Origin of the sequence: Facklamia sp. P12950, assembly GCF_050409465.1 — a bacterium.
Taxonomy (GTDB): domain Bacteria; phylum Bacillota; class Bacilli; order Lactobacillales; family Aerococcaceae; genus Facklamia.
In genome coordinates this window covers 75164-96725 of sequence record NZ_JBNUPK010000004.1, presented here as the reverse complement: position 1 = coordinate 96725, position 21562 = coordinate 75164, and the positions used below count along the sequence as shown (strand labels likewise).

General features: G+C 35.9%; 18 protein-coding genes, 1 tRNA gene and 1 pseudogene. 5 read left to right on the top strand and 15 right to left on the bottom strand.

Features of this window, described 5'->3' with window-relative positions; genetic code table 11:
- Positions 1-31: 31 nt before the first annotated feature.
- The 4 genes from ACQV2Q_RS04850 to glpK form a co-directional block, all read right to left on the bottom strand.
- Positions 32-1141, bottom strand: a complete 1110-nt coding sequence (locus tag ACQV2Q_RS04850; RefSeq protein WP_428882088.1) for a hypothetical protein — start codon at positions 1139-1141, stop codon at positions 32-34.
- 269 nt (positions 1142-1410) lie between these two features.
- Positions 1411-2358 carry an L-threonine 3-dehydrogenase gene (locus tag ACQV2Q_RS04845; RefSeq protein WP_428873844.1) on the bottom strand — a complete coding sequence of 316 codons (948 nt, stop codon included), beginning with the start codon at positions 2356-2358 and terminating at the stop codon, positions 1411-1413.
- A gap of 9 nt (positions 2359-2367) precedes the next feature.
- Positions 2368-3555: a glycine C-acetyltransferase gene (locus ACQV2Q_RS04840; protein ID WP_428873843.1), complete on the bottom strand. Its 1188-nt coding sequence runs from the start codon at positions 3553-3555 to the stop codon at positions 2368-2370.
- Positions 3556-3682: 127 nt separating this feature from the next.
- Positions 3683-5194 (bottom strand): glycerol kinase GlpK, encoded by a 1512-nt coding sequence (glpK, locus tag ACQV2Q_RS04835; RefSeq protein WP_428873842.1) that lies wholly within the window; start codon positions 5192-5194, stop codon positions 3683-3685.
- Between the two features lie 151 nt (positions 5195-5345).
- Between glpK and ACQV2Q_RS04830 the strand changes: the two genes are divergently transcribed.
- The 4 genes from ACQV2Q_RS04830 (at position 5346) to ACQV2Q_RS04815 (ending at position 9003) form a co-directional block, all read left to right on the top strand.
- The gene (locus tag ACQV2Q_RS04830; RefSeq protein ID WP_428873841.1) at positions 5346-6479 is read left to right on the top strand and encodes a PfkB family carbohydrate kinase; all 1134 of its coding nucleotides are present in this window, start codon (positions 5346-5348) and stop codon (positions 6477-6479) included.
- 54 nt (positions 6480-6533) lie between these two features.
- Positions 6534-7451 carry a pseudouridine-5'-phosphate glycosidase gene (locus ACQV2Q_RS04825; protein ID WP_428873895.1) on the top strand — a complete coding sequence of 306 codons (918 nt, stop codon included), beginning with the start codon at positions 6534-6536 and terminating at the stop codon, positions 7449-7451.
- Positions 7452-7604: 153 nt separating this feature from the next.
- Positions 7605-8720, top strand: coding sequence for a BMP family lipoprotein (locus ACQV2Q_RS04820; protein WP_428873840.1), 1116 nt, complete (start codon positions 7605-7607; stop codon positions 8718-8720).
- 210 nt (positions 8721-8930) lie between these two features.
- Positions 8931-9003, top strand: a tRNA-Ala gene (locus tag ACQV2Q_RS04815).
- A gap of 196 nt (positions 9004-9199) precedes the next feature.
- Here the strand turns inward: ACQV2Q_RS04815 and ACQV2Q_RS04810 are convergent.
- The 4 genes from ACQV2Q_RS04810 to ACQV2Q_RS04795 all read right to left on the bottom strand — a co-directional run bounded on the left by ACQV2Q_RS04810 (position 9200) and on the right by ACQV2Q_RS04795 (position 12017).
- Positions 9200-9613: a hypothetical protein gene (locus ACQV2Q_RS04810; RefSeq protein WP_428874961.1), complete on the bottom strand. Its 414-nt coding sequence runs from the start codon at positions 9611-9613 to the stop codon at positions 9200-9202.
- A 3-nt stretch (positions 9614-9616) separates the two neighbouring features.
- Complete coding sequence (locus tag ACQV2Q_RS04805; protein ID WP_428882087.1) at positions 9617-10087, bottom strand: hypothetical protein; 471 nt, start codon at positions 10085-10087, stop codon at positions 9617-9619.
- 219 nt (positions 10088-10306) lie between these two features.
- Positions 10307-10447 carry a hypothetical protein gene (locus ACQV2Q_RS04800; protein WP_428882086.1) on the bottom strand — a complete coding sequence of 47 codons (141 nt, stop codon included), beginning with the start codon at positions 10445-10447 and terminating at the stop codon, positions 10307-10309.
- A gap of 430 nt (positions 10448-10877) precedes the next feature.
- On the bottom strand, positions 10878-12017 hold the full coding sequence (locus tag ACQV2Q_RS04795; protein ID WP_428882085.1) for a hypothetical protein: 1140 nt from the start codon (positions 12015-12017) through the stop codon (positions 10878-10880).
- 612 nt (positions 12018-12629) lie between these two features.
- On the opposite strand from ACQV2Q_RS04795, the gene ACQV2Q_RS04790 reads away from it, so the two are divergent.
- Entirely contained in the window at positions 12630-13940 is a 1311-nt protein-coding gene (locus ACQV2Q_RS04790) for an ISL3 family transposase (protein ID WP_428882084.1), read from the top strand.
- Positions 13941-14227: 287 nt separating this feature from the next.
- On the opposite strand, the gene ACQV2Q_RS04785 is transcribed toward ACQV2Q_RS04790, so the two are convergent.
- The 7 genes and pseudogenes from ACQV2Q_RS04785 to ACQV2Q_RS04755 form a co-directional block, all read right to left on the bottom strand.
- Entirely contained in the window at positions 14228-14722 is a 495-nt protein-coding gene (locus tag ACQV2Q_RS04785; protein ID WP_428874436.1) for a hypothetical protein, read from the bottom strand.
- Positions 14723-14877: 155 nt separating this feature from the next.
- A complete protein-coding gene (locus ACQV2Q_RS04780) occupies positions 14878-14988 on the bottom strand; it encodes an LPXTG cell wall anchor domain-containing protein (RefSeq protein WP_428874437.1) in 111 nt (36 codons plus the stop codon).
- Positions 14989-15075: 87 nt separating this feature from the next.
- Positions 15076-16011: an ATP-binding cassette domain-containing protein gene (locus tag ACQV2Q_RS04775; RefSeq protein WP_428874958.1), complete on the bottom strand. Its 936-nt coding sequence runs from the start codon at positions 16009-16011 to the stop codon at positions 15076-15078.
- Positions 15998-17086 (bottom strand): ABC transporter ATP-binding protein, encoded by a 1089-nt coding sequence (locus ACQV2Q_RS04770; protein WP_428882083.1) that lies wholly within the window; start codon positions 17084-17086, stop codon positions 15998-16000. Before ACQV2Q_RS04770 ends, ACQV2Q_RS04775 begins: the two co-directional genes overlap by 14 nt.
- Positions 17087-17098: 12 nt before the next feature.
- Complete coding sequence (gene oppC, locus ACQV2Q_RS04765) at positions 17099-18034, bottom strand: oligopeptide ABC transporter permease OppC (RefSeq protein WP_428874957.1); 936 nt, start codon at positions 18032-18034, stop codon at positions 17099-17101.
- Positions 18034-19530 (bottom strand): ABC transporter permease, encoded by a 1497-nt coding sequence (locus tag ACQV2Q_RS04760; RefSeq protein WP_428882082.1) that lies wholly within the window; start codon positions 19528-19530, stop codon positions 18034-18036. Before ACQV2Q_RS04760 ends, oppC begins: the two co-directional genes overlap by 1 nt.
- A gap of 73 nt (positions 19531-19603) precedes the next feature.
- A pseudogene (locus tag ACQV2Q_RS04755) lies at positions 19604-21547 on the bottom strand (peptide ABC transporter substrate-binding protein).
- Positions 21548-21562: the final 15 nt, after the last annotated feature.

Sequence of the window (21562 nt, the reverse complement as noted above, 5' to 3'; positions counted from 1 at the left end):
TCGGACTTTTTTTACGTCTATTCATATAAAATTATTGTTCAGAAGTTGTTTCTTCATTTTCTTCTGTTGTATCTGAATCTTCATTTTCATCAGATTCTTCTGTAGTTGTTTCTTCATGTCCTTCAGATTCCTCTGTAGTTGTTTCTTCGTTAGAAGGAGCATCTTGACCACCATTGTTTGACTCTTGGGGACTAGTTACTGCATTCCCTTCACTATCTACCGCTTCTTCAACTTCACTGCCTTCAACTTTTAGAACTTCTAAAGTTGTAGCATCTAAAGTAATGGTCATCATTTTTCCTTCGGTTGGTTCTTCAGTGTTTTCATAAACAAATACGGCCACTTCAGTGACATCTGTTTCTTCATTAACTGAATAAACAAATTCTAATGCTTCACCCATGCCAGCTTCTTCTTCAGCGGCTTCTTTAATTTCGTCAAAACCAGCAAGATCTTCAAAATCAATAGTAGCTAAAGGCTCATCAGACATTTCCTCTTCAGTATCAGATTCGCTTTCTTCATTGTCTGACATCATATCATCCATTGCATCTTCTGCATCTGACATCATATCATCCATTGCATCTTCTGCATCTGACATCATGTCATCCATAGTATCTTCAGCTTCAGACATCCTATCTTCAACTTCGTTTTCGTCTTCAGGGATTTCTTCTTTCGTACGAGCATCATAAGAAACAGTTACATCTTCCATTGCTTCTTCATCTGTACCTTCAATCGTAATTTCAAATGGATCTACCTCATCCATTTCGTCTTCAGTCATTTCTTCATCTGACATTTCATCTTGGGTCATTTCTTCTTCAGATTCGTCATCAGCCATTCCCATTTCTGACTCGACTTTGACAGATAGATCATCTTCTTCATCTTCTTCTAAAGGTTGGATGATAATACGATTAATTCCAACTTCTGGATAATCTTCTTGATACTTTTTAACGATTTCTTCCAAAGCTTTCTGCATTGGACTTACTTCTTCATCTTCTTCAACTGTTGTTTCTTCCATAGAATCTTCAATCATTGAGTCCACAGTTGTTTCACTATCTTCTTGAGCAAAGATAGATACAGTTGGAGCTATAGCTCCTAAGGTGATAGCGCTCATTGAAATTAAAACTAATTTTTTAAAAGATTTTTTCATTATAAAATCGCTCCTTTGTTCTTCTAGTATGTCTTCATCATACATCCTATATTCTATTTATGCTAGTAATTTGCTTAGAAATAATGATGATTTTTTTAAGAATATTATTCCCATCCCTATTGTAGATGCTTTTATATCAGTGTTTGTCGGAGTTTACTTTTTAATCCACAAACGAACACTCTTCTAATTTTGTTCACAATTTATTCATAATTATTATTTATGAATGAAAAATAGCGTTGGCAAACAAGCCAACGCTATTAAGTCAAAAATTATTGTTTAGCTTTTAATTTCTCAAGCATATCCACTGTCATCTTATCTAAATCATATTCTGCTTTAAAGTTCCATTCTTCTTTAGCAGCTGAAATATCCATTTCATCTGGCCAAGATTTCGCAATGCGCTCTAAAGTTGGATTCACATCGTAAGTCATTTCGAAGTCTGGCATGACTTTACGGATTGATGCCGCAATTTCTTCAGGCTCGAATGACATACCTGAAATATTGAAAGCATTGCGATGAACCAATTTATCAGCATCAGCTTCCATTAAATCAATGATTGCTTGAATAGCATCTGGCATGTACATCATGTCCATTTTTACACCTTGAGGAATATTGCAGACATATTTACCATACTTAATCGCATCATAATAGATTTGCACTGCGTAGTCAGTTGTTCCACCTCCTGGAGGTGTTACGTAAGATATTAAACCAGGGAAACGTACGCCACGAGTATCCACACCAAAGCGAGTATAGTAATAATCACACAGTAACTCACCTGCTACCTTAGTAATTCCATACATTGTTGTTGGGCGTTGAATAGTATCTTGAGGAGTACCAACTTTTGGTGTGTCTGGACCAAACGCACCAATAGATGAAGGTGTAAAAAATTGAAGCTCTAATGAACGAGCAACTTCTAATCCATTTACTAAACCTTGCATGTTAATATCCCATGCTAATAAATGCTTTTCTTCTGCAACAGCTGATAATAAAGCAGCCATATGAATTAATGTGTCTACTTCGTGATTTTTAGCAATAGCCATAAATGCGTCCATATCCATTACATCTAAAATAGCGAAGTTAGGATGATTACAGACTTCATTTCCCTCTACTACACGGATATCTGTAGGTACGACATTTTCTTCACCATACATATCATTTAACTTAACAACTAATTCCGAACCGATTTGGCCTAATGCACCAGTAATTAAGATTTTTTTCATGATTCCCTCCTAGATTACGCCTAATTCTTTACCAACTTTTTCGTAGATGGTAATTGCTTGGTCTAACATCTCTTTAGTATGTGCAGCTGTTGGCATATTTCTCACACGACCAGTTCCGAGTGGTACTGTAGGAAAGACAATTGATTTAGCATAGACTCCTTCTTCTCTTAACCGTTTAGAGAAGGCTTGAGCTAATTTTTCTTCACCTAAAATAACTGGTGTAATTGGTGTTTCCGAGTTGCCAATATCAAAGCCTAATGCTTTTAATTCTGCTTTAAGATAGTTACCATTCTCCCATAGGCGATCGTGTAATTCTGATGATTCCATTAAGATATTAATCGATTCAGTAGCAGCTGCAGCATCCCCCGGTGTTAATGAAGTTGAGAATAGGAATGGACGTCCAGCTACTTTTAACCAGTCGATTAATTCTTGCGAACCCGCAACATATCCACCTACTACACCAAGAGCTTTTGAAAGGGTTCCAATTTGTAAGTCAATCTTATCCGATAGACCGAAATGCTTAACTGTACCCGCACCTTTACCCATTACTCCTGAGCCGTGCGCATCATCAACATAAGTAATTAAGTTGAATTCTTCTGCAATTTCAACAATTTCTGGAATATTAGCTACGTCGCCATCCATTGAGAAAACACCGTCTGTAATGTACATTACTTTTTTGTATAAGCCTGATTCTGTTGCCTCTTTAGCTTTTGCACGTAAATCATCCATGTCTTGATGTTTCACTGGAATGATTTTAGCACGTGATAAACGGCAGCCGTCAATGATTGAAGCGTGGTTTAATGCATCTGAAAGAATAGCGTCTTCTTTGTTCATGATGGCAGAAATAGCAGCCATATTACAATTGAAGCCTGATTGAAAAGCTATTGCAGCTTCTGTTTTCTTAAATTCTGCAATTTTCTTTTCTAGAATATTGTGGACATCCATCGTACCATTAATCGTACGAACCGCACCTGCTCCCACTCCATACTTATCAATAGTTTTTTTAGCTACCTCTTTTAAACGTTCGGAAGTTGCTAAACCAAGATAGTTGTTTGATGATAAATTAATGAGCTCTTGTCCGTTAATTTCGATGATTGGGCCGTTTGCAGAAGATAAGGCTTCGATTTCATTATAGAGATTCTTTTCTTTCTTTTCTGCAATTGCTGCTGATAAAAATTCATGTAAGCTTTGTACCACTTATAGTTCCCCCTTAATACTTTTACTATATTATAAAACGCTTCCAGATTTAAAGCAAATACAATCGTAATTATGATTAAATCCTTATTGATTTCTCATTATTTTCTTATTCTAAAGCTAAATTAAACTAGTTCCGCTTGTTACTAAAATGTCGCGTCGACTGAACAGCCCTTCTCCAACCTTCATATAAATCTTCACTGCGATTTATTGACATTTTCGGTTTAAAAGTTATAGCGGGTTTAACTAAGCTTTGGATTTCTTCAATAGACTGCCAATAGTCTACTGCTAAGCCTGCTAGAAAAGCAGCCCCCAATGCCGTGGACTCAAGATTGGATAAGCGTGTTACTGCCGTATTTAAAATATCTGCTTGAAACTGCATCAAGTAATTATTTTTACAAGCGCCTCCATCGACTTTTAATTCTGGAATGACGACCCCCATTTCATCCTTTATTACATCAATGATGTCGCGCACTTGATAAGCTAAAGATTGCAAGGTCGCTTTAACGAAGTCAGCTTTATCAGTGCCACGAGTTAAGCCAAACACAGCTCCTCTAGCCTGAGAATCCCAATAAGGAGCTCCTAATCCCGTGAAAGCTGGCACCACATATACTTCATCTTCGTTTTTTGAATGTTGGGCGAGTTCCTCAGATTCAGAAGATTCTTCAATCATCCTTAATCCATCTCGTAACCATTGAATAGCTGAACCCGCTACGAATATAGAGCCCTCAATACAGTATACTGGAGATTGGTTAGGAAATTTATAAGCGATAGAAGTAGATAGCGCATGCTTAGACAGCTTTAGCTCATTCCCAATATTCATCAATATAAAGGCACCTGTTCCATAAGTTGATTTAACTTGCCCTTTATCAAAGGCGAGTTGACCAATCAATGCTGCTTGTTGATCTCCAGCCATACCAGCTAATGGTATTTCGTGACCGTAAAAATGATAGGTGGCTGTTTTTCCGTATATTTCAGAATTTGATACCACTTGGGGTAATAGTTGAGCAGGTATATTGAATATGTCTAAAAGCTCTCGATCCCATTCCAGCGTTTCAATATTAAATAAAAGGGTACGCGAAGCATTAGAATAGTCCGTAATATGGTGTCTGCCACCTGACAATTTCCACATCAACCAAGAATCTATTGTACCAAAGGCTAAGTCGCCAGCTTCTGCTCTTATTTGAGAAGTTGGAAGATGGTCTAAAATCCAACGAATTTTACTCGCTGAAAAATAAGGGTCAAGCGGTAAGCCTGTCTTTTTCTTAATAATATCTTCATAGCCACTCTTTTTAAGCGCTTGGCATATTTCGCTTGATTGCCGCGATTGCCAGACAATCGCGTGATAGATAGGCTCTCCGCTTTCACGGTCCCAAATGACTGTCGTCTCTCTTTGATTAGTGACTCCAATTGCTACTATCTGCTTAGGTTGAATATTACCATTAATCAAAGCTTGAGAAATGACGGACTGAACGGATTGCCAAATCTCATTAGCATCTTGTTCTACCCAACCAGATTGAGGAAAAAATTGTTGAAATTCTTTTTGAGCACTGGCTATAAATTCACCTTGATGGTTCACTATGACTGCTCTAGTAGATGTCGTTCCTTGATCGATTGCCATTATATATCGGTCGTTTAACAAAATAAAGCCCCTCTCTTTAATCGCTTAATTGAGTGATTGTATTATAGTTCTTGTCAATATACTTCTCAAGTTTCGTTTAAATAAGACTTGTATTCTATTAATTTAAAGGTATAATTAAGACAAGAATCTTAAATAAGGACAATTGTTGTCAGTGGGAGGTATTATCATCAGACTCAACTCAAATGAAAAGCGTGTTTTGGATTTAATTAAGCAAGACCCTTTTCTTACTCAAACTAAACTTGCTGAAATTTTGAGTATTAATCGATCTACTCTAGCTAATATTGTGTCATCACTTACGCAAAAGCGCTACCTGCAAGGTAGAGCCTATATTGTCAATGAACCAGCTGATATTTTTTGTATTGGAGCTATGAATATTGACCGTATCTTTCAGTTAAAAACACCTTTACTCAAATCCACCTCTAATCCTGTTAACTCAACAGTAACTGTTGGAGGGGTTGCACGAAATGTAGCAGAAAACCTCGGAAGGATGGAACTCTCAGTGAGTTTACTATCTTTAGCAGGTATCGATGCTGATTTTGAAGAAATTAAGGCTATTACTCAGCCCTTTGTGAATTTAGACCATGTGAAATCCTTAGAAAATCACAATACGTCCTCCTACACAGCCATTCTCGATGAAACAGGTCAAATGGAAGTAGCCTTTGCTGATATGGAAATCTGTGATCAAATGAATGCTGAATGGATTACTAGTTTCCATTTACAAATTGAAAATTGTCAATTCATTGCTATGGATCTTAATCTCACTCAATCTGCCGTTGAACAAGTGATGAATATAGCAAAAAAACAGCAAATACCTCTGGTGGTTATTCCAGTTTCCGGACCGAAAATGAACCATCTGCCAGAGAATTTAAAAGGAATTACATGGCTAATTGTCAATCAGGATGAATCTGAAGAATACTTTAATCACAAAGTTAAGACGGAAGATGATTTTATATATCTCGCTGAGCTATGGATTGATCGAGGAGTGGAAAATGTCATTATCACTCGTGGTACTAAACCATTGCTATACTCGAATCAAAAGAAAGAGTTTCTATATTTTCAACCTCCTAATAACCCTCGATTAGTTGATGTGACAGGGGCTGGCGATTCTTTTGTAGCGGGATTAATATACGGGCTCAAAAAAGAATATGCTCCAAGTGAAGCCATTCATTATGGTATTACTAACTCTTATTACACTGTACAATCCCCTTCCACAGTCAGAAAAAATCTTAATGCGAAACTGTTTGAAGAAGAACGTCAATTGATTGGAAATTGTCAAATATTTTAAAGAAAGAGGAATATAACTATGAATCAACCATATAATAAAGAAACAGCTAATGCTATGAATCATCCCCTATTATCCATCTCTAAAGAGGTTCAAGCAGCAATCATTCAACAAAAACCGATTGTAGCCTTAGAATCAACTATCGTTTCACACGGAATGCCTTATCCACAAAATGTTAAAATGGCACAAGAAACGGAACAAATTATTCGTGACCACGGAGCTGTTCCAGCAACCATAGCCATCATGAACGGGCAGTTTAAAATTGGCTTAGAAGAAGAAGACTTGGAAATCTTAGCTACAGCAAAAGATGTGGTCAAAGTATCCAGACGAGACTTAGCCGAAGTAATTGCCAATAAGCAATTAGGAGCCACTACAGTGGCTACAACCATGATTGGCGCTCATCTAGCCGGGATTAAAGTGTTTGTAACCGGTGGAATTGGTGGGGTTCATCGTGGATATACTGAACACATGGATGTATCTGCTGACCTTGAAGAGTTAGCCCAAACTCCTGTTACCGTGGTATGTGCGGGAGCTAAAGCTATTTTAGACTTACCAAGAACCTTGGAATACTTAGAAACTAAAGGGGTTCCGGTTACTGGTTATCAAACCGATTACCTGCCAGCCTTTTATTCTTCAACCTCACCTTACCGCTTGACTAGTAGGGCAGATTCTGCTGAAGAAATTGCCCAGCGAATGGTAGCCGCTGATCAACTAGATTTACAAGCTGGTTTATTGATTGCAAACCCAATCCCTAAAGAATACGAAATCCCTAACGATGAAATCAATGCTATCATTGATCAAGCTTTAATTGAAGAAAAAGAAGCTGGCGTTCATGGTAAGGAATCCACCCCCTTCTTATTAGCAAAAATTGTTGAATTGACTGAAGGACGCTCATTAGAAACTAATATCCAATTGGTTTATAATAATGCAAAATTAGGTGCAGAAATTGCGGTTCAATACCAATTGAAAAACTAATGTGTCTTCCAAAAATATTTTTAGCCTCTAGTTTGGGTTGTTCCTGAATTGGAGGCTTTTATATGTGATCATGAGTGATTAACTTAGAAAGCAAACGCTTGCTTTATCGACCTTATAAAGGTATATTATAGTTAAAACAAATGGAGGTATTCTATGAAAAAATTATTAACACTATCGGCAGCTGCCTTAACACTAGGTGCAGCTACATTACCTTTAGCAACTGTTGTTGCTCAAGAACAAATTTCACCAGTAATCATTACTGACGTTGGTGGAGTGGACGATAAATCATTCAACCAATCTGCTTGGGAAGGTTTACAAGCTTACGGTGAAGAAAATGAATTAGAAGAAGGCCCTGGTGGCTACTTCTATCTTGAATCTAAGTCAGATTCAGATTATGTAACAAACATCAATGCAGCTATCCAAGGTGGATCAAACCTTATTTTTGGTATTGGTTATAAGTTACAACCGGCTATTGATGAAGCAGCTGAACAAAACCCAGATGGACATTTTGTTATCGTAGACTCTGTTGTTGAAAAAGACAACGTAGCTTCTATTACCTTTAAAGACAACGAAGCAGCTTTCTTAGCAGGTGTTGCTGCAGCTATGACTACTAAGACAGACCACATCGGTTTTATCGGTGGAGTTGAATCTGAAGTAATTGACCGTTTCGAAGCTGGTTTTGTAGCTGGTGCTAAAACAGTTAACCCTGATATCGAAATATCAATCGAGTATGCTGGTCACTTTGCAGATGCTCCTAAAGGAAAGCAACTAGCAGCTTCAATCTACTCTAGTGGCGCAGACATCATTTATCATGCTGCTGGTGGAACTGGCCAAGGTGTATTCTCAGAAGCTAAAGACCGTGTATCAAACGATCCTTCTCAAGAATTATACGTAATTGGTGTAGACTTAGACCAAGACGCTGAAGGCTTAATTGAAATTGACGGTGAAGAGCGTCACTTAACATTAACATCTACATTGAAACAAGTTGGTGAATCAGTGAAAGCATTTGCTGAAAAAACACAAGCTGAAGGTTTTGAAGGTGGCGTTCAAACTTTAGGTTTAGCTGATGGTGGTGTAGACCTTACAACTGAATTCTTAACTGACGAAGTTAAGAAAGCTGTTGAAGACTACAAACAACAAATCATCAATGGCGAAATCGTTGTCCCTGAAAAACCAGGTGAAGAGATGACCTCTAATGAAGATGCTGATGCAGAAAAAGCTGAAGACGAAACAGAAGAAGAAACTGCTGAAGAAACTGAAGCAGAATAATAATTTAAAATTAATTACAAAAAAGAGCAAGCTTGATTTATCTCAAGCTTGCCCTTTTTTCTATTTAGAACTACTTAACGTATATAATAGAAAGTCTTTTGATTGGATTAATTATATTCGACTATTACTTCTAGGAACAATTAGGATAATGTTTTTCAACTATTGACTTATATTTCAAAATTGCGTAAGATATATGTGTATTTCTATATTGGGGGCGTAGCTCAGTTGGGAGAGCGCTACAATGGCATTGTAGAGGTCGTCGGTTCGAGACCGATCGTCTCCATTTACAGTAATAAAGGGAATTAACTACTGATAAAAAGCTTGATATTATAAGCTTTCTAGAGGTGGTTATTTTATTTTGTTTCAAATAGTAGTAATCAACCCACGTAAAAAACCACGTAAGATTTAAAATAAACCCCGACTAATTAAAAAACCTCCTTCTCGAATGAGTGGGAGGTTTTTAAATAATTACCTTGGTTTTAATGAGCATAAATAGCTTTTTTAAAAGTTTCTGATGAGCTCGGTAGTTTAACCCATTCATAAACTAATTTGAAAGGCGAAGATTTTCTTTTTATTTTCTTGCTCTCACATAAAATTGGTGAATATCCAGTCGCTTCTAACTGCGCAGCATTTTCTAATAATAATTCACTGAAGAATATCAGACTTTGTTTATAATTTATAAAATAGAGACCTATAAATTTTAACTTTTTTGACCAAGCGTTACTGAATCTGTTAGCAACTTTTATATGTAATTGTAATATTATTAAAGGAAATACTAGATATGATAGAAGATTTGCAAAAACTATGCCATCTCTTTTGAACCGATAAAAAGTAATAACTGATAAATATGAAAACCATAATACAATAGTACTTAGCAGAGCTATTATTATCATAAATCATCGCCCCTTTCTATATTTGTAGGTTTTTTCTTTTATAAACTCTTTACTTTTTTCCTTATAGAATTCTTCTCTATCACGTTGAAGTTGAAGACTATTTCCATAAGATTCTCTGATAATATTTCTAGAAATTTCCTCATTTTCAATATCTTGATCAGTTTTTTCGAGGCCATCAAGTTTCCCACTTAAATAAACTGTATAAAGTCCTAACATAACTACTATACTTTTTAAAATTACATCTATTAATATTATATTAGGTTCTAAAAATTTAAGTTTATGTGAATAACTCACGTATATAAATATGATAGCTATTAAAATAAAATCAGCTTTAAGTGTTAAAATCCTCTTGTTTTCTGTACTTAATATTTCTTGGAATTTCTCATTTTCTTTATCTGGATTTTTGTTAATATTTTTAACTTCTTTAATTATCTCTCTATGGGATAGAGTAACAATGTTGTTCAAAATATACATTATTATTGTAGCTGAAAAAGAGACTCTTTCGACAGATAAATACATTGATATGCAGAAAATTATTAATGAACTCACGCTTAATAGTTGCATAAAAAAGACTTGTTCGGCATTTTCTCTCCTACAAAAGGTTTATTAACTACATCATAAAACAACCAATTTATAAATACAATAGATTCGATGAAGAATTTCCGTCAACGCTCTAGAATTGTCAAACATATGTTACACAAGCTGCTTGATTACTAAAACAAAACCTACTATTGCAACTATTGTTAGAGCAATCGGAGCTATAGTAGCTAACGAGGCTTTGATAAAGCCAAAAATCAATAGTTGAGCCGCAGTTGCTACGGCTAATAACACCATAAACACCGGGGCTATGACCCCTAAGGCGGTCACCAGCAATCCCATGACAATTGCAAACTCTTTTGCGGGCTTAGGAAGCTTAGAAAACTATTCTCCAATTGATTGTAAGATATCAGCTACAACTTGCAATATCAGAGCTAGTACTTTGCCTATTTCATCTCCAAAGTCACTCATTAATAATTATAGTTTGTTTTGAGCTTTATTTAATTCACTTATTGAATCAAGTGTATCTTCATAAGTAGATTTAAGTTCCCTGCTGCCTCATGCTGGCCTCTCGATAGGTTTCTCGCTAATCTTCAAGCTGCTTAGAAAACAATAAAATAAGAGAGACAAGCACATACAACATGTACTCATCTCTCTGGTCCAACTTCTTGGGTCACTATAATCAGTAGACTCTTTATTAGTTTAATATTGTAAATTACAGGCTAAATTATTTAATAACAACTTGATCTTGTTCTAATTCTTTTTCTGCACCCATCTTACCAGCGTAGGCAGAAATTACTAATCCCAAAACAGATCCAATGAAAGCATAGATAGAATATTTAGAAGCTTCATTTATAACATCATTTGTTGTTTCGACACCTTCGTCAATTGCTTGTTTTGTTCCACTTTCTAAGCGATTCATTTCAGTTTCAGCGCTAGCAAGTAAATATTTCGCTTGAGCTTGAGCTTCTTCATATGATTTCATAATGTGAGCTGTAGCTTCTTCTGCTTCTTCATCATTTAAATCAGTATTATCAGCAATAGCATTCGATAAAGCATCTTCATCTAAACCTTCGTCAATTGTAGCCATACGATCTTCAATGTTTGTATAAACATCTTTCATCGCTTGCTCAACAGGTTTTCCATCAACTACAACGCTTTTAGCTGCATTTTGAATATCAGTTACCGTTTCATCTAACTGATTTTGTAAATAACCTGGTTGCAACTGTTCAATTTCAGTGTCTTCTAGTAAATCTTGTACTTCTTGGTCTAAGTTCGATGTATCAAGCTGTAAGTTATCTGTTACAGCATTAAATGCTTCTTCAGATAAATTACCTGCAGCTTTTGAAACATTTCCTATTGCATCTCCAGCAGCACTAGTTGTCGCACCAAACATAGCACCAATTGTATTGAAAGTTCCTGTCACTGCTGATGAAGCCAATACTACTGCTACTATTAGGCCTGTAGCCCATGTCAGGAAACCATGAACCATACCAGCTCGGTGTGCAGTGTATCCTGCGATAAATCCTCCGCCGGCTAAACTTAAAATTAATGACACAATCGTCCAAATGATTAAGCCCATTCCAACTCCATCTAATGGATTAACAGCGGTTAAGTCAGTAGCTCCAAGTCCGATAGCTGCCCCAATTAAAGAGAACAACATGCTTAAAGCGACGAAAGTCACTAATCCAGCGAAAACGGCACGCCACGATAAGTTTTCTCCTATCCGATGATGATGTCCTATATGGTGATCATGATGTGAGGTATAAGTGTGGTTGCCAGTATCCTTAGTAGCTTCCTTTACAACGACCTTACCCTGACCTCCAACAGTAGGCTCAACATTGTGCTTATCTCGTTCATTATTCATATAAATCCCTCTTTCTTAAAGTTTTAACACTCAAGGTGCTTTAAGGTACAATTTATCTTTATAGTGGTGATAAATACTATAAAATAATTGCTTTAGACAAATCGTTCTTTTAGAACTTTCCTTATCCTTAGCATACTAACTTATTTGTAAAAATTCAAATATAACGCTTCTAAAGACCAATATAATCATAGCAATAGCGTCAGTCAATGGCTTGATGACCCAATCTAAGGTTGGATCATCGCTAAGATTCCAAGCGATCATTTCAGAGTTAAATAAATCCATAATAGGGCTTAAATAAGCAGAATTTTTCCCTAATTTAACTTTCAGTTGCCATTCATTTTACACTAAAGCGACGATTGAGGTGGTTGGGAGCATTTGTTCCCACAGTGCCTTCGTAAGAGCTATAGCGACGTGACTCCGCCAGAATTTTGTACGTTTCAAGCCGAGCTTACCCCTGATTCGTAAAACTTTTCTTAGGGCTAATTTTTTGGTTCTATAATTTATAGGGTTGATGGCCGAAGGCCTCAACTCTATTTTTTACTTTAGGGTACAAAAAGGACAGATCTCCTGTATATTATAAGCGACTAAACCACAATAAAGGAGAGCTGTCCCATGTCACACATTATATCATCTTTACTCGGATTAAACGATAAAAACATCACAATTAATGACCAAAAATTTTCAAAAATTTCGATTAAAGGCCGTTTATCTTTCTTATTAACAGGTCAATTAATAGAGCCTATTAGTCATTGCCCTTGTTGTGGGCAATCAGCAATTAACTATTCAATCGTTAAAAATGGCTCTCGTACATCGCGCATTCAATTAATACCGATGGCAGGTTATCCCACTTATTTAGATTTAAAAAAACAGCGTTATTACTGTAAATCTTGTCACCCATCCTTTACCGCTCAAACGCCTGAAGTCGCTCGTCACTGTCATCTATCTAATCATTTGAAACGATATATCGCTGATCAGTTAACACATACGATATCAGAAACTTATATCGCTCAACTGGTGCATGTATCGATTCATACAGTCCGTCGTGTGACGAATCAAATGGCACAGCACCTTCAATTCAAACCGCTACATTCCTTACCACAACACCTTTGTTTTGATGAATTTAAAAGTGTTCGAACGATTGATGCTGCGATGAGTTTCATTTACTGTGACGCTAAAACGCATCGATTAGTTGATTTGTTCTTTGATCGCAAACAGTCTTCATTAATCCGTTATTTTCAACAATTTCCGTTGGAAACCCGTCAATCGGTTCAAACGATAACGATTGATATGTACCGACCGTATATGGATTTAATTCAAAAAGTTTTTCCAAAAGCACAAATTATTATTGATAAATTCCATCTCATTCAAGCTTTAAATCGTGAGCTGAATCGGACACGAATTCATGTGATGAACACCTTCCGAAACAAAGACAATCGACTGTACAATAAACATAAACGCTACTGGCGCCTAATCATGACACCAAGAAATAAATTACACACCACTACTTATCAGCGCTATCGATTATTTGATTGGATCACAAACACCAGTGGTATCGTTGATTATTTATTAACATCAAGTAGCGAATTAAAAGTCACTTACGAGGTCGTTCATCATTTAAGAGAAGCCCTTCAAGACCTTCGAATCGATCGATTTAAGTTTTGGGTCAACTATGGCCTAACATTACCCGTTTCAAAAAAATTAAAGACCGTTTTAAGAACCTTTAAACGCTATCACACTTTTATTCAAAACACCTTTAACTATTCAACCTTAACGAATGGCCCAATTGAAGGGCTAAACAATAAAATCAAGGTGCTGAAACGAAATGCCTATGGCTATCGTAATTATTCACATTTTAAAAATAGAATTTTATTGATGATGCGCTTATACTTGCCCAATCAATCATCTACGTCGGTTGCTTTTTGACAATTTATCTCATAATAAAACCGGTCGATCATTCATGCGCTTATAATAATTGTTGATCTGTAAAAAAAGAGGTGAAGTAACCAGTCGGTTACCTCACCTACTCATCAACCCTATTTGACAAAGAGCCAATTTTTTGATGGCATGTTTTGTATAATTAAGCTTTAATTCATCGATAACCAAGAGTATATGTGTCAAGAAGAAAAGAAAAGGAGACCAAGCAACCATTAGTTGCTTAATCTCCTTGGATAGCATCAACCCTATTTGACATAAAGCCAATTTATATAAAATTACTCACCAGTAACTTCTTTTGATAACTCAATTGCGATATCGGTAGTGTCTTCAATCTCATGTTTTAAATTGGCGAAACTTTCAAGAATTTCTTCAAATGATTGTCCGATTTCTTCTTTTAATTCATTAGCTGAATGAGCTAAGACTTCTTTAAAATCAGAATCATCATTTTGATTAGCAAGAGAATGCTGCGTTTCTTCAATTGAACTAAATAATTGATTTTTCAAGTTGGTTAGAGAAAATTTTAATTCTTCTGCCGTTTCTGAAAAAGATACTTTAGCATCTTCACTTGCTAAAGCAGCAACATCAGATAACTCTTGACCCTTTTTAAGAGCAAGCTCTTTATAAGAAGCCAATTGATCGCGCGCTTCCACACTCGATTCTGATAATTTCTTACGATACTCCTCTGTTTTTTCAGGGTATAGATAATTAACTACCGCATAGGCACCTGCAAGACCTGCTACCATACCGATAACTGTTTTTAATTTGGTCATATTTTTTCCACTCCTTAAATCTTTTTTAAGAAGAATTCATTTTAAAGACCTTCTTAATACATAAATATTAACAGATAAAGCCTTTTCACTCAAGAAATCTGCTTAAAAATACACCCCTAAACTACCTAAGGGATGCAGGATGTCTGAAAATAAGCTTAACGCTTATTTTTATTGCCTTTGTATACCATTGCAATACCACCGATTAAAGCAATCGCTGCGATCACGATCAAAAACCAAGTAGCCATTTCGCCTGTTTGTGGTAACATTTTTCTACCTCATTTCTAAATGATATATTAATTTTACACTAACTTATAATAAAAGAAAAGCCGAGATTAAAACCTCGACTTAAACTCTTAATGATACATTTCCTGATATTTAGCCAATTCAGCTTCATTACAATAAATGTAGTGTTCTGGGAGTACTTCACGTACTTTTGGTATATCAGTTGAATAATCATGCATTTCAGGATCATAAACTTTCAATTTAACTTTACGAGCAAGCTCTGGGTCTGGAATAGGTACAGCAGAAAGTAAAGCTTGTGTATAAGGATGAATTGGATTACGGAATAATTCTTCAGTTTCCGCAACTTCAAGAATACGACCATTACGAATTACTGCTATTCTATCAGAAATATAACGTACGACTGATAAGTCATGAGCAATAAAAATATAAGTTAAGCCATTTTCACGTTGAAATTTACGGAGTAAGTTAAGAACTTGCGCCCGAACAGAAACATCTAAAGATGAGATCGGCTCATCTGCAATAACAAGTTCTGGTTCCATAATAAGGGCTCGAGCAATCCCAATGCGTTGACGTTGTCCACCTGAGAACTCATGAGGATAACGATACATATGCTCAGATAAAAGTCCAACTTCTTTAAGCATATTCTCAACTTTTTGCAAGCGATCTTCTTCATCTTTAAATAAATTAAAGTTATAAAGTCCTTCTGAGATAATATACTCTACTGTTGCACGGTCATTCAAAGAGGCAGAGGGATCTTGAAAGACCATTTGAATGCTTCCAATTAGCTCTTTACGCTCTTTTTCAGATAATTTAGTATTAATTCTTTTACCTTTAAAGAGGATTTCTCCTCCTGAAGTTTTATTAATACCATTAATTGCACGACCAATAGTTGTTTTACCAGATCCAGACTCACCTACTAATGATAAGGTTTCTCCTTTAAATACATGGAAAGTGGCATCTTTAACAGCAACGAACTTGTCTTTGCCTTCACCAAAAGTGATTTCAAGGTCGTTTACTTCAACTAATTTTTCTCTATTTTTCTCCATTTGCTAACTCCTCTCTAAGAGCTGCATCTGCACCATGAACTTTCTTCAATTTTTCATGAAGGTTATGAATAACAGATGGTTTTTCAGCTTCCGGTGCTCGAGGATCTAGTAACCATGTTTTAGCGTAGTGAGTGTCTGAAACTTTAAACATAGGTGGTTCAGCTTCATAGTCAATTTGCATTGCATAAGGACTACGTGGAGCAAAAGCATCTCCTTCAATTTTTGTATAAAGAGAAGGTGGTGTACCTGCAATTGAGAATAGATCTTCTTCCGGATTTGATAATTGTGGTAATGATGATAAAAGTGCCCATGTGTAAGGATGTCTTGGGTCATAGAAGATATCTTCTACTGTTCCTGTTTCAATGACTTGTCCCGCATACATTACTGCAACACGGTCTGCAATTTGAGCCACTACACCCAAGTCATGAGTAATAAAAATAGTTGTAAATTCATATTCTTTTTGTAATTCTTTTAGTAATCTTAGAATTTGAGCTTGAATAGTAACATCCAAAGCAGTCGTTGGTTCATCACAAATCAATACTTTAGGACGACATGCCAATGCAATTGCAATGACAATACGTTGACGCATTCCACCTGAATATTCAAACGGATAATCATCAAAACGTTTTTCAGCGTCACGAATACCAACACGCTCCATTAAATCAATCGCTACCTCTTTTGCTTCTTTTTGCGAAGCATTACGATGCTTAGTAATAACCTCTGTTATTTGAGTTCCAATTGTTAAGACTGGATTCAAAGAAGTCATTGGATCTTGGAAAATTGTTGCCATTTCTTTACCACGATATTTTAACCATTGTTTATCTGAAGTAAAATTTTGTAACTCATCGCCTTTATAGATAACTTTACCTTCTGGAATACTACCATTTTTTTCAAGCATTCCTGTAAATGTTTTCGTTAAAACTGACTTTCCTGATCCAGATTCCCCTACTAAAGCAAGAACCTCACCTTCATAAAGGTCTAAATCGATACCACGAATAGCAGTCAATTCAGAGTCACGCACCTGGAATTTAACAACCAGATCTCTTATTTCTAATATCTTTTTCTTTTCTGTCATTTCAATTGCCTCCTATATGTGATTCTTAGGATCAGTTGCATCAGCTAATGCTTGACCCACAATGTAAAGAGAAACTGAAATCAAAGCAAGAACAGATACAGGAATCCAGAATAAGTACGGTTTTGAAGCGATATTTGTGGAATACTTCTGAATTAATCCACCTAAAGAAACAATATCAGCTGATAAACCAACTCCAATAAAGGATAGGAAAGTTTCAGTCGCAATAAATCCTGGTAAAACTCTGGAAACGTCTGTAGTAATGATTGATGTTAAATAAGGCAAAATGTTTTTAAAAATCATTCGTCTTGCTGGTGTTCCGAGAGTTCTTGATGCTAAATTATACTCTCGATCACGCATAATCATTACTTGTACACGAATAAAGTATGCCGTAAAAATCCATGAAGTGAGGGTCATTGCAAAAAGTAAATTCCAAAAACCATTCCCTAATGAATAGGCTAATACCATAATAATTAATAACGGTGGAATATTAGCAAAAACATTATAAACCTCTAGCATGAAAACGTCTATTTTTTGTGACATTCCCCAGAATGCACCGACAACTACACCAACCGTCGTAGTGACCAAAGTCGCTAAAACTGTGATTGAAATGGATGTTTTTGCTCCAGACCAAGTAGCATCAAATAATGATTGTCCATTAGCATCTGTACCAAACCAGTGCTTTGCACTCGGTTCAATATAGCGTGCTGATAAATCATTAATTTTAGCAGTATCCATTGGATCATAACCAGAGAAAATAGGTTGGATAAATGACATTAAAATGATTGCTGTCATAAGAAATAAGAAGAAAATAGCAATCTTATTTTTACCAAAAGTTCTCCAAACCGATTGCCAATAAGAGTATTTTGGTGAATTAATTTTTTCAGCTTCTTTTTCATTTGTTTCTACAAAACGAAAAGAAGCATCATTAATATTAGGTTGTACTTCCATTATTTATCCTCCTTCACTTCTAGGCGGATACGTGGATCCACAAGAGTCATCGCAATATCGCCTAACATGATAGAGACAACCCCTAAAACTGAGAATATAAAGATTAATCCAACAGTGATTGGGTTATTATGAGAAAGAATTGCATCTGGCAACATTTTACCCATTCCAGGAATGGCAAATACTTGTTCAGTGATTGTGGCTCCAGCAATTGAGAAAATAATTGCTCCAGGAACACCGTTCACAATTGGTATAATCGCATTCCTAAATATATGTTTGCGAGATATTTCTGATTGACTTAAACCTTTCGCTTTAGCAAATTTAACATAATCAGATGACTGCTGATCGACCATATAGCGTCGAATCCACATTACAGAACCAGATAGAGCTAATAAAGCTAAAACAATAACAGGCATTATATAGGATTTAATATTCCCAGGTCCAAAAATTGGGAATAAATCAGGTAGCCCAAAGAACTTATTACCAATATATCGTCCAAAGAAAATGAAAGCAACTGAAGGTACTGAGATTAAGAGTGTGATAATTGCAGTTCCTAACTTATCTACCAATTGACCTTTGTATCTTGCCATAGCCATAGCCATTGGTATAGCAATAGTATACATTAAAATAATTGAGGCAATGCCGTTTCTAAATGAAATCATCATCATAGATGGATCTTCGTTATTAGAATCAGCCCCTGCATAGTTTGAACCTTCAAACATACGTTTTTCTGTTAAAGAAAGTTCAGCTGTTGGTTTGTAGTAACGTGTGTAAGGATTAATGGCAGATTTAAAGGTTTTACCATCTGGCATAGTAATTTCTTCTGTTACTGAACGACCTTGTTTGTCCGTAATAACATCCACAACAGGCTTCCCTGCAAAAGTAGGGTATGAAACTCCTAAATTAATTTTAAGGAAATTTTGGTGGATAAATGGGAATTTATTATTGAAGTAGATTTGGTAGTAATATTTTGTACCTGAACCAGTTAATGCCCAACCAGCTGTTGCGTCGTGAGTGATTTTATATCCACGCTTTAGATCAGGATTTTCCGGGTCTTTAATACGCCAAGGGTGATCAAACTCAATCAAATTTTTATAAAAATTTAAGACCCTTGCACCAATTGAAACTTCATCGGTAGCAAAATAGCCTCCGCTTATCGGAAGTTGACCTACTTCCCAATTTTGGTTATTTTCTTGCCATTTGTCTATAATTGCTTGATTCTCGGGACTTTCTTGATTTGTAAATTCTGGATAGTCTTTTTGAACTTCCTTTTGAAAGTCACGTTGATTTAAATAATTAATATACCCCATTCGGTCAAAAGCGCTATTTTGATACTCTAAAAGTTGATCGGGTTGTGACTTTAATTTAGCAATTGCAGGGTCATCTTTGAAGATTGAATTTCTCGGCACCAGTGAAAAAATGGCTAAATACACTAAAGTAGTAACCATAAAAATCGAAAATAGTGACCGAAGAATTCTTTTGAATAAGTATTTTTTCATTTGAATCCTCCTATAATAAATGAAAAAGGCCAATTTCTCAGCCTTTTTCATCTAAGATTACATTTTCTTTTGACTATTCAGCCGCTTCTTCAGTTTCTTCAGCTGATTCATCTTTCATTTCTTCAGTTTCTTCAGTTTCTTCAGCTGACTCGTCCATCATTTCTTCTTCAGTTTCTTCTTTAGAAGCAGACTCATCAGTTTTGCTTCCACCAACTTCACTTGAAACACTTGATCCGTCTAACTTATTAGCTGACCAATTATCGTAAGCCGCTTGCCATTGTTCATATGAAACAGGTTCAGATTGAACTTTCAAGAACTTGAATCTACGTTGACCAGTACCTGCAAATGAGTAAGGACCAGAGAACGGAACAATATTAGTAACTCGTAGGTGTGATCCTAAAGTGTTAAATGGAATTGCGATTGCAGAATCTGTTAACCAAGCTTGTGCCTTAGCATAAGCATCGTAACGAGCATCTAAATCATCATTAATAGCATCAGCTGCTTTGACCAATTCAGCATATTCGTATAATCCTGAAGCTTCACGTGCTTCTGCATATGGATCTTCTTGTCCTTCTTTAAGAATTGGATCAAAACCAATTGGAACTAAGAAAGTACCATTAGTAGGTAAATAAATATCTAAGAATGTTGATGGGTCTAAGTAGTCAGGAATCCAACCAGATTCATTAGTCATATCATAATCAACTTCTGCAGCAACAGTAGCGTTGAATGTTGCGTTTAAATATGTATCTTGGTTTAGAAGAACTGGATTAACTACAACATTTTCAGAACCTAAAACTTCTTCAAAAGAAGCTTTTAAAGACTTAGCAAAGTTGACAGCCACAGGAACTGTTTCTAGAACTGGAATATCTAATTGAATTGGGTAGTCTACGCCTTCTAATTCAGATTTTGCTTGTTCAATTAATTTTTGAGCTTTTTCTGGATTGAAGAATGCATCTTGTCCATCTTCCAAGTTGATTCCTTCATAAAGTTCCGGATTCATTTCTTCAAGGTGACGTGCTACTGCTTCTCCAAATGACTCTTCTTCTAACATAACAAATTCTGGTGCAACTAATAAGTTACGAATATCTGTATCAGCAAATTCTTCACCGAATTTTTGTGTCATGTAAGTGTGTTTATCGAAAGCAAACATAATTGCTTGACGGAAAGCTTTATTTAAAAGTGCTTGGTGAGTGTCTTCATGTTGCTTTTCAGTAGTTTTACCAGTTGCTTCATGCTTCAAACGGTTTAAGTTAAACTGTAATAAGAATGAAGATCCTTGACGTTGTTGTTGTGTGATATAACCGTCGAATTCTGCTTTAACATCGTCATAGATTGGTAAAGTAGGATTTACTGTAAAGAACGATACAGCTCCATCTTTGTATAGACGGTAGAATACTTCTGGATCAGAACCATCATTGTAAGTAAATTGAACTGTGTCTAAGAATACATTATCAGCATCCCAATAATTTTCGTTCTTAGTGTATTCAATTTCAGATTTAGCAGTTAAGTTAGAAAGTAGGAAAGCTCCATTGTATAAAATTGAGTCTGGAGTTAATGAACCGAAATCATCTCCAACAGAATCTAGAAACTCTTGATTGATTGGTTATAAAATACCATAAGTTGTTTTTGAGTTGAAATATGGTTCTGGTTCTTCGAGAGTATATTCAAGGGTATAATCATCAATCGCTTTGACCCCTACTTCAGCAAAATCAGTAATTTTACCATTTACATAGTCGTTAAGACCTTTAATAGATGATTGTACGATTGGTAACATTTCTGATTGAACCTCTACAGCGTGTTTTAAACCAGTAACAAAATCGTGAGCAGTTGTCTCAGCCACTTCGTTACCGTTGTTATCAAACCACATAACTCCTGGACGGATTTTATAAGTATAGACTAAGCCATCTTCTGAAACTTCATGAGACTCTGCAACTGATGGGATGTAGTTACCGAATTGGTCGTTTTCGTATAATCCATCGATGAAGTTAACTGTATGACTTGTATTTGAATCACGCATAGAGAATGTATAGTC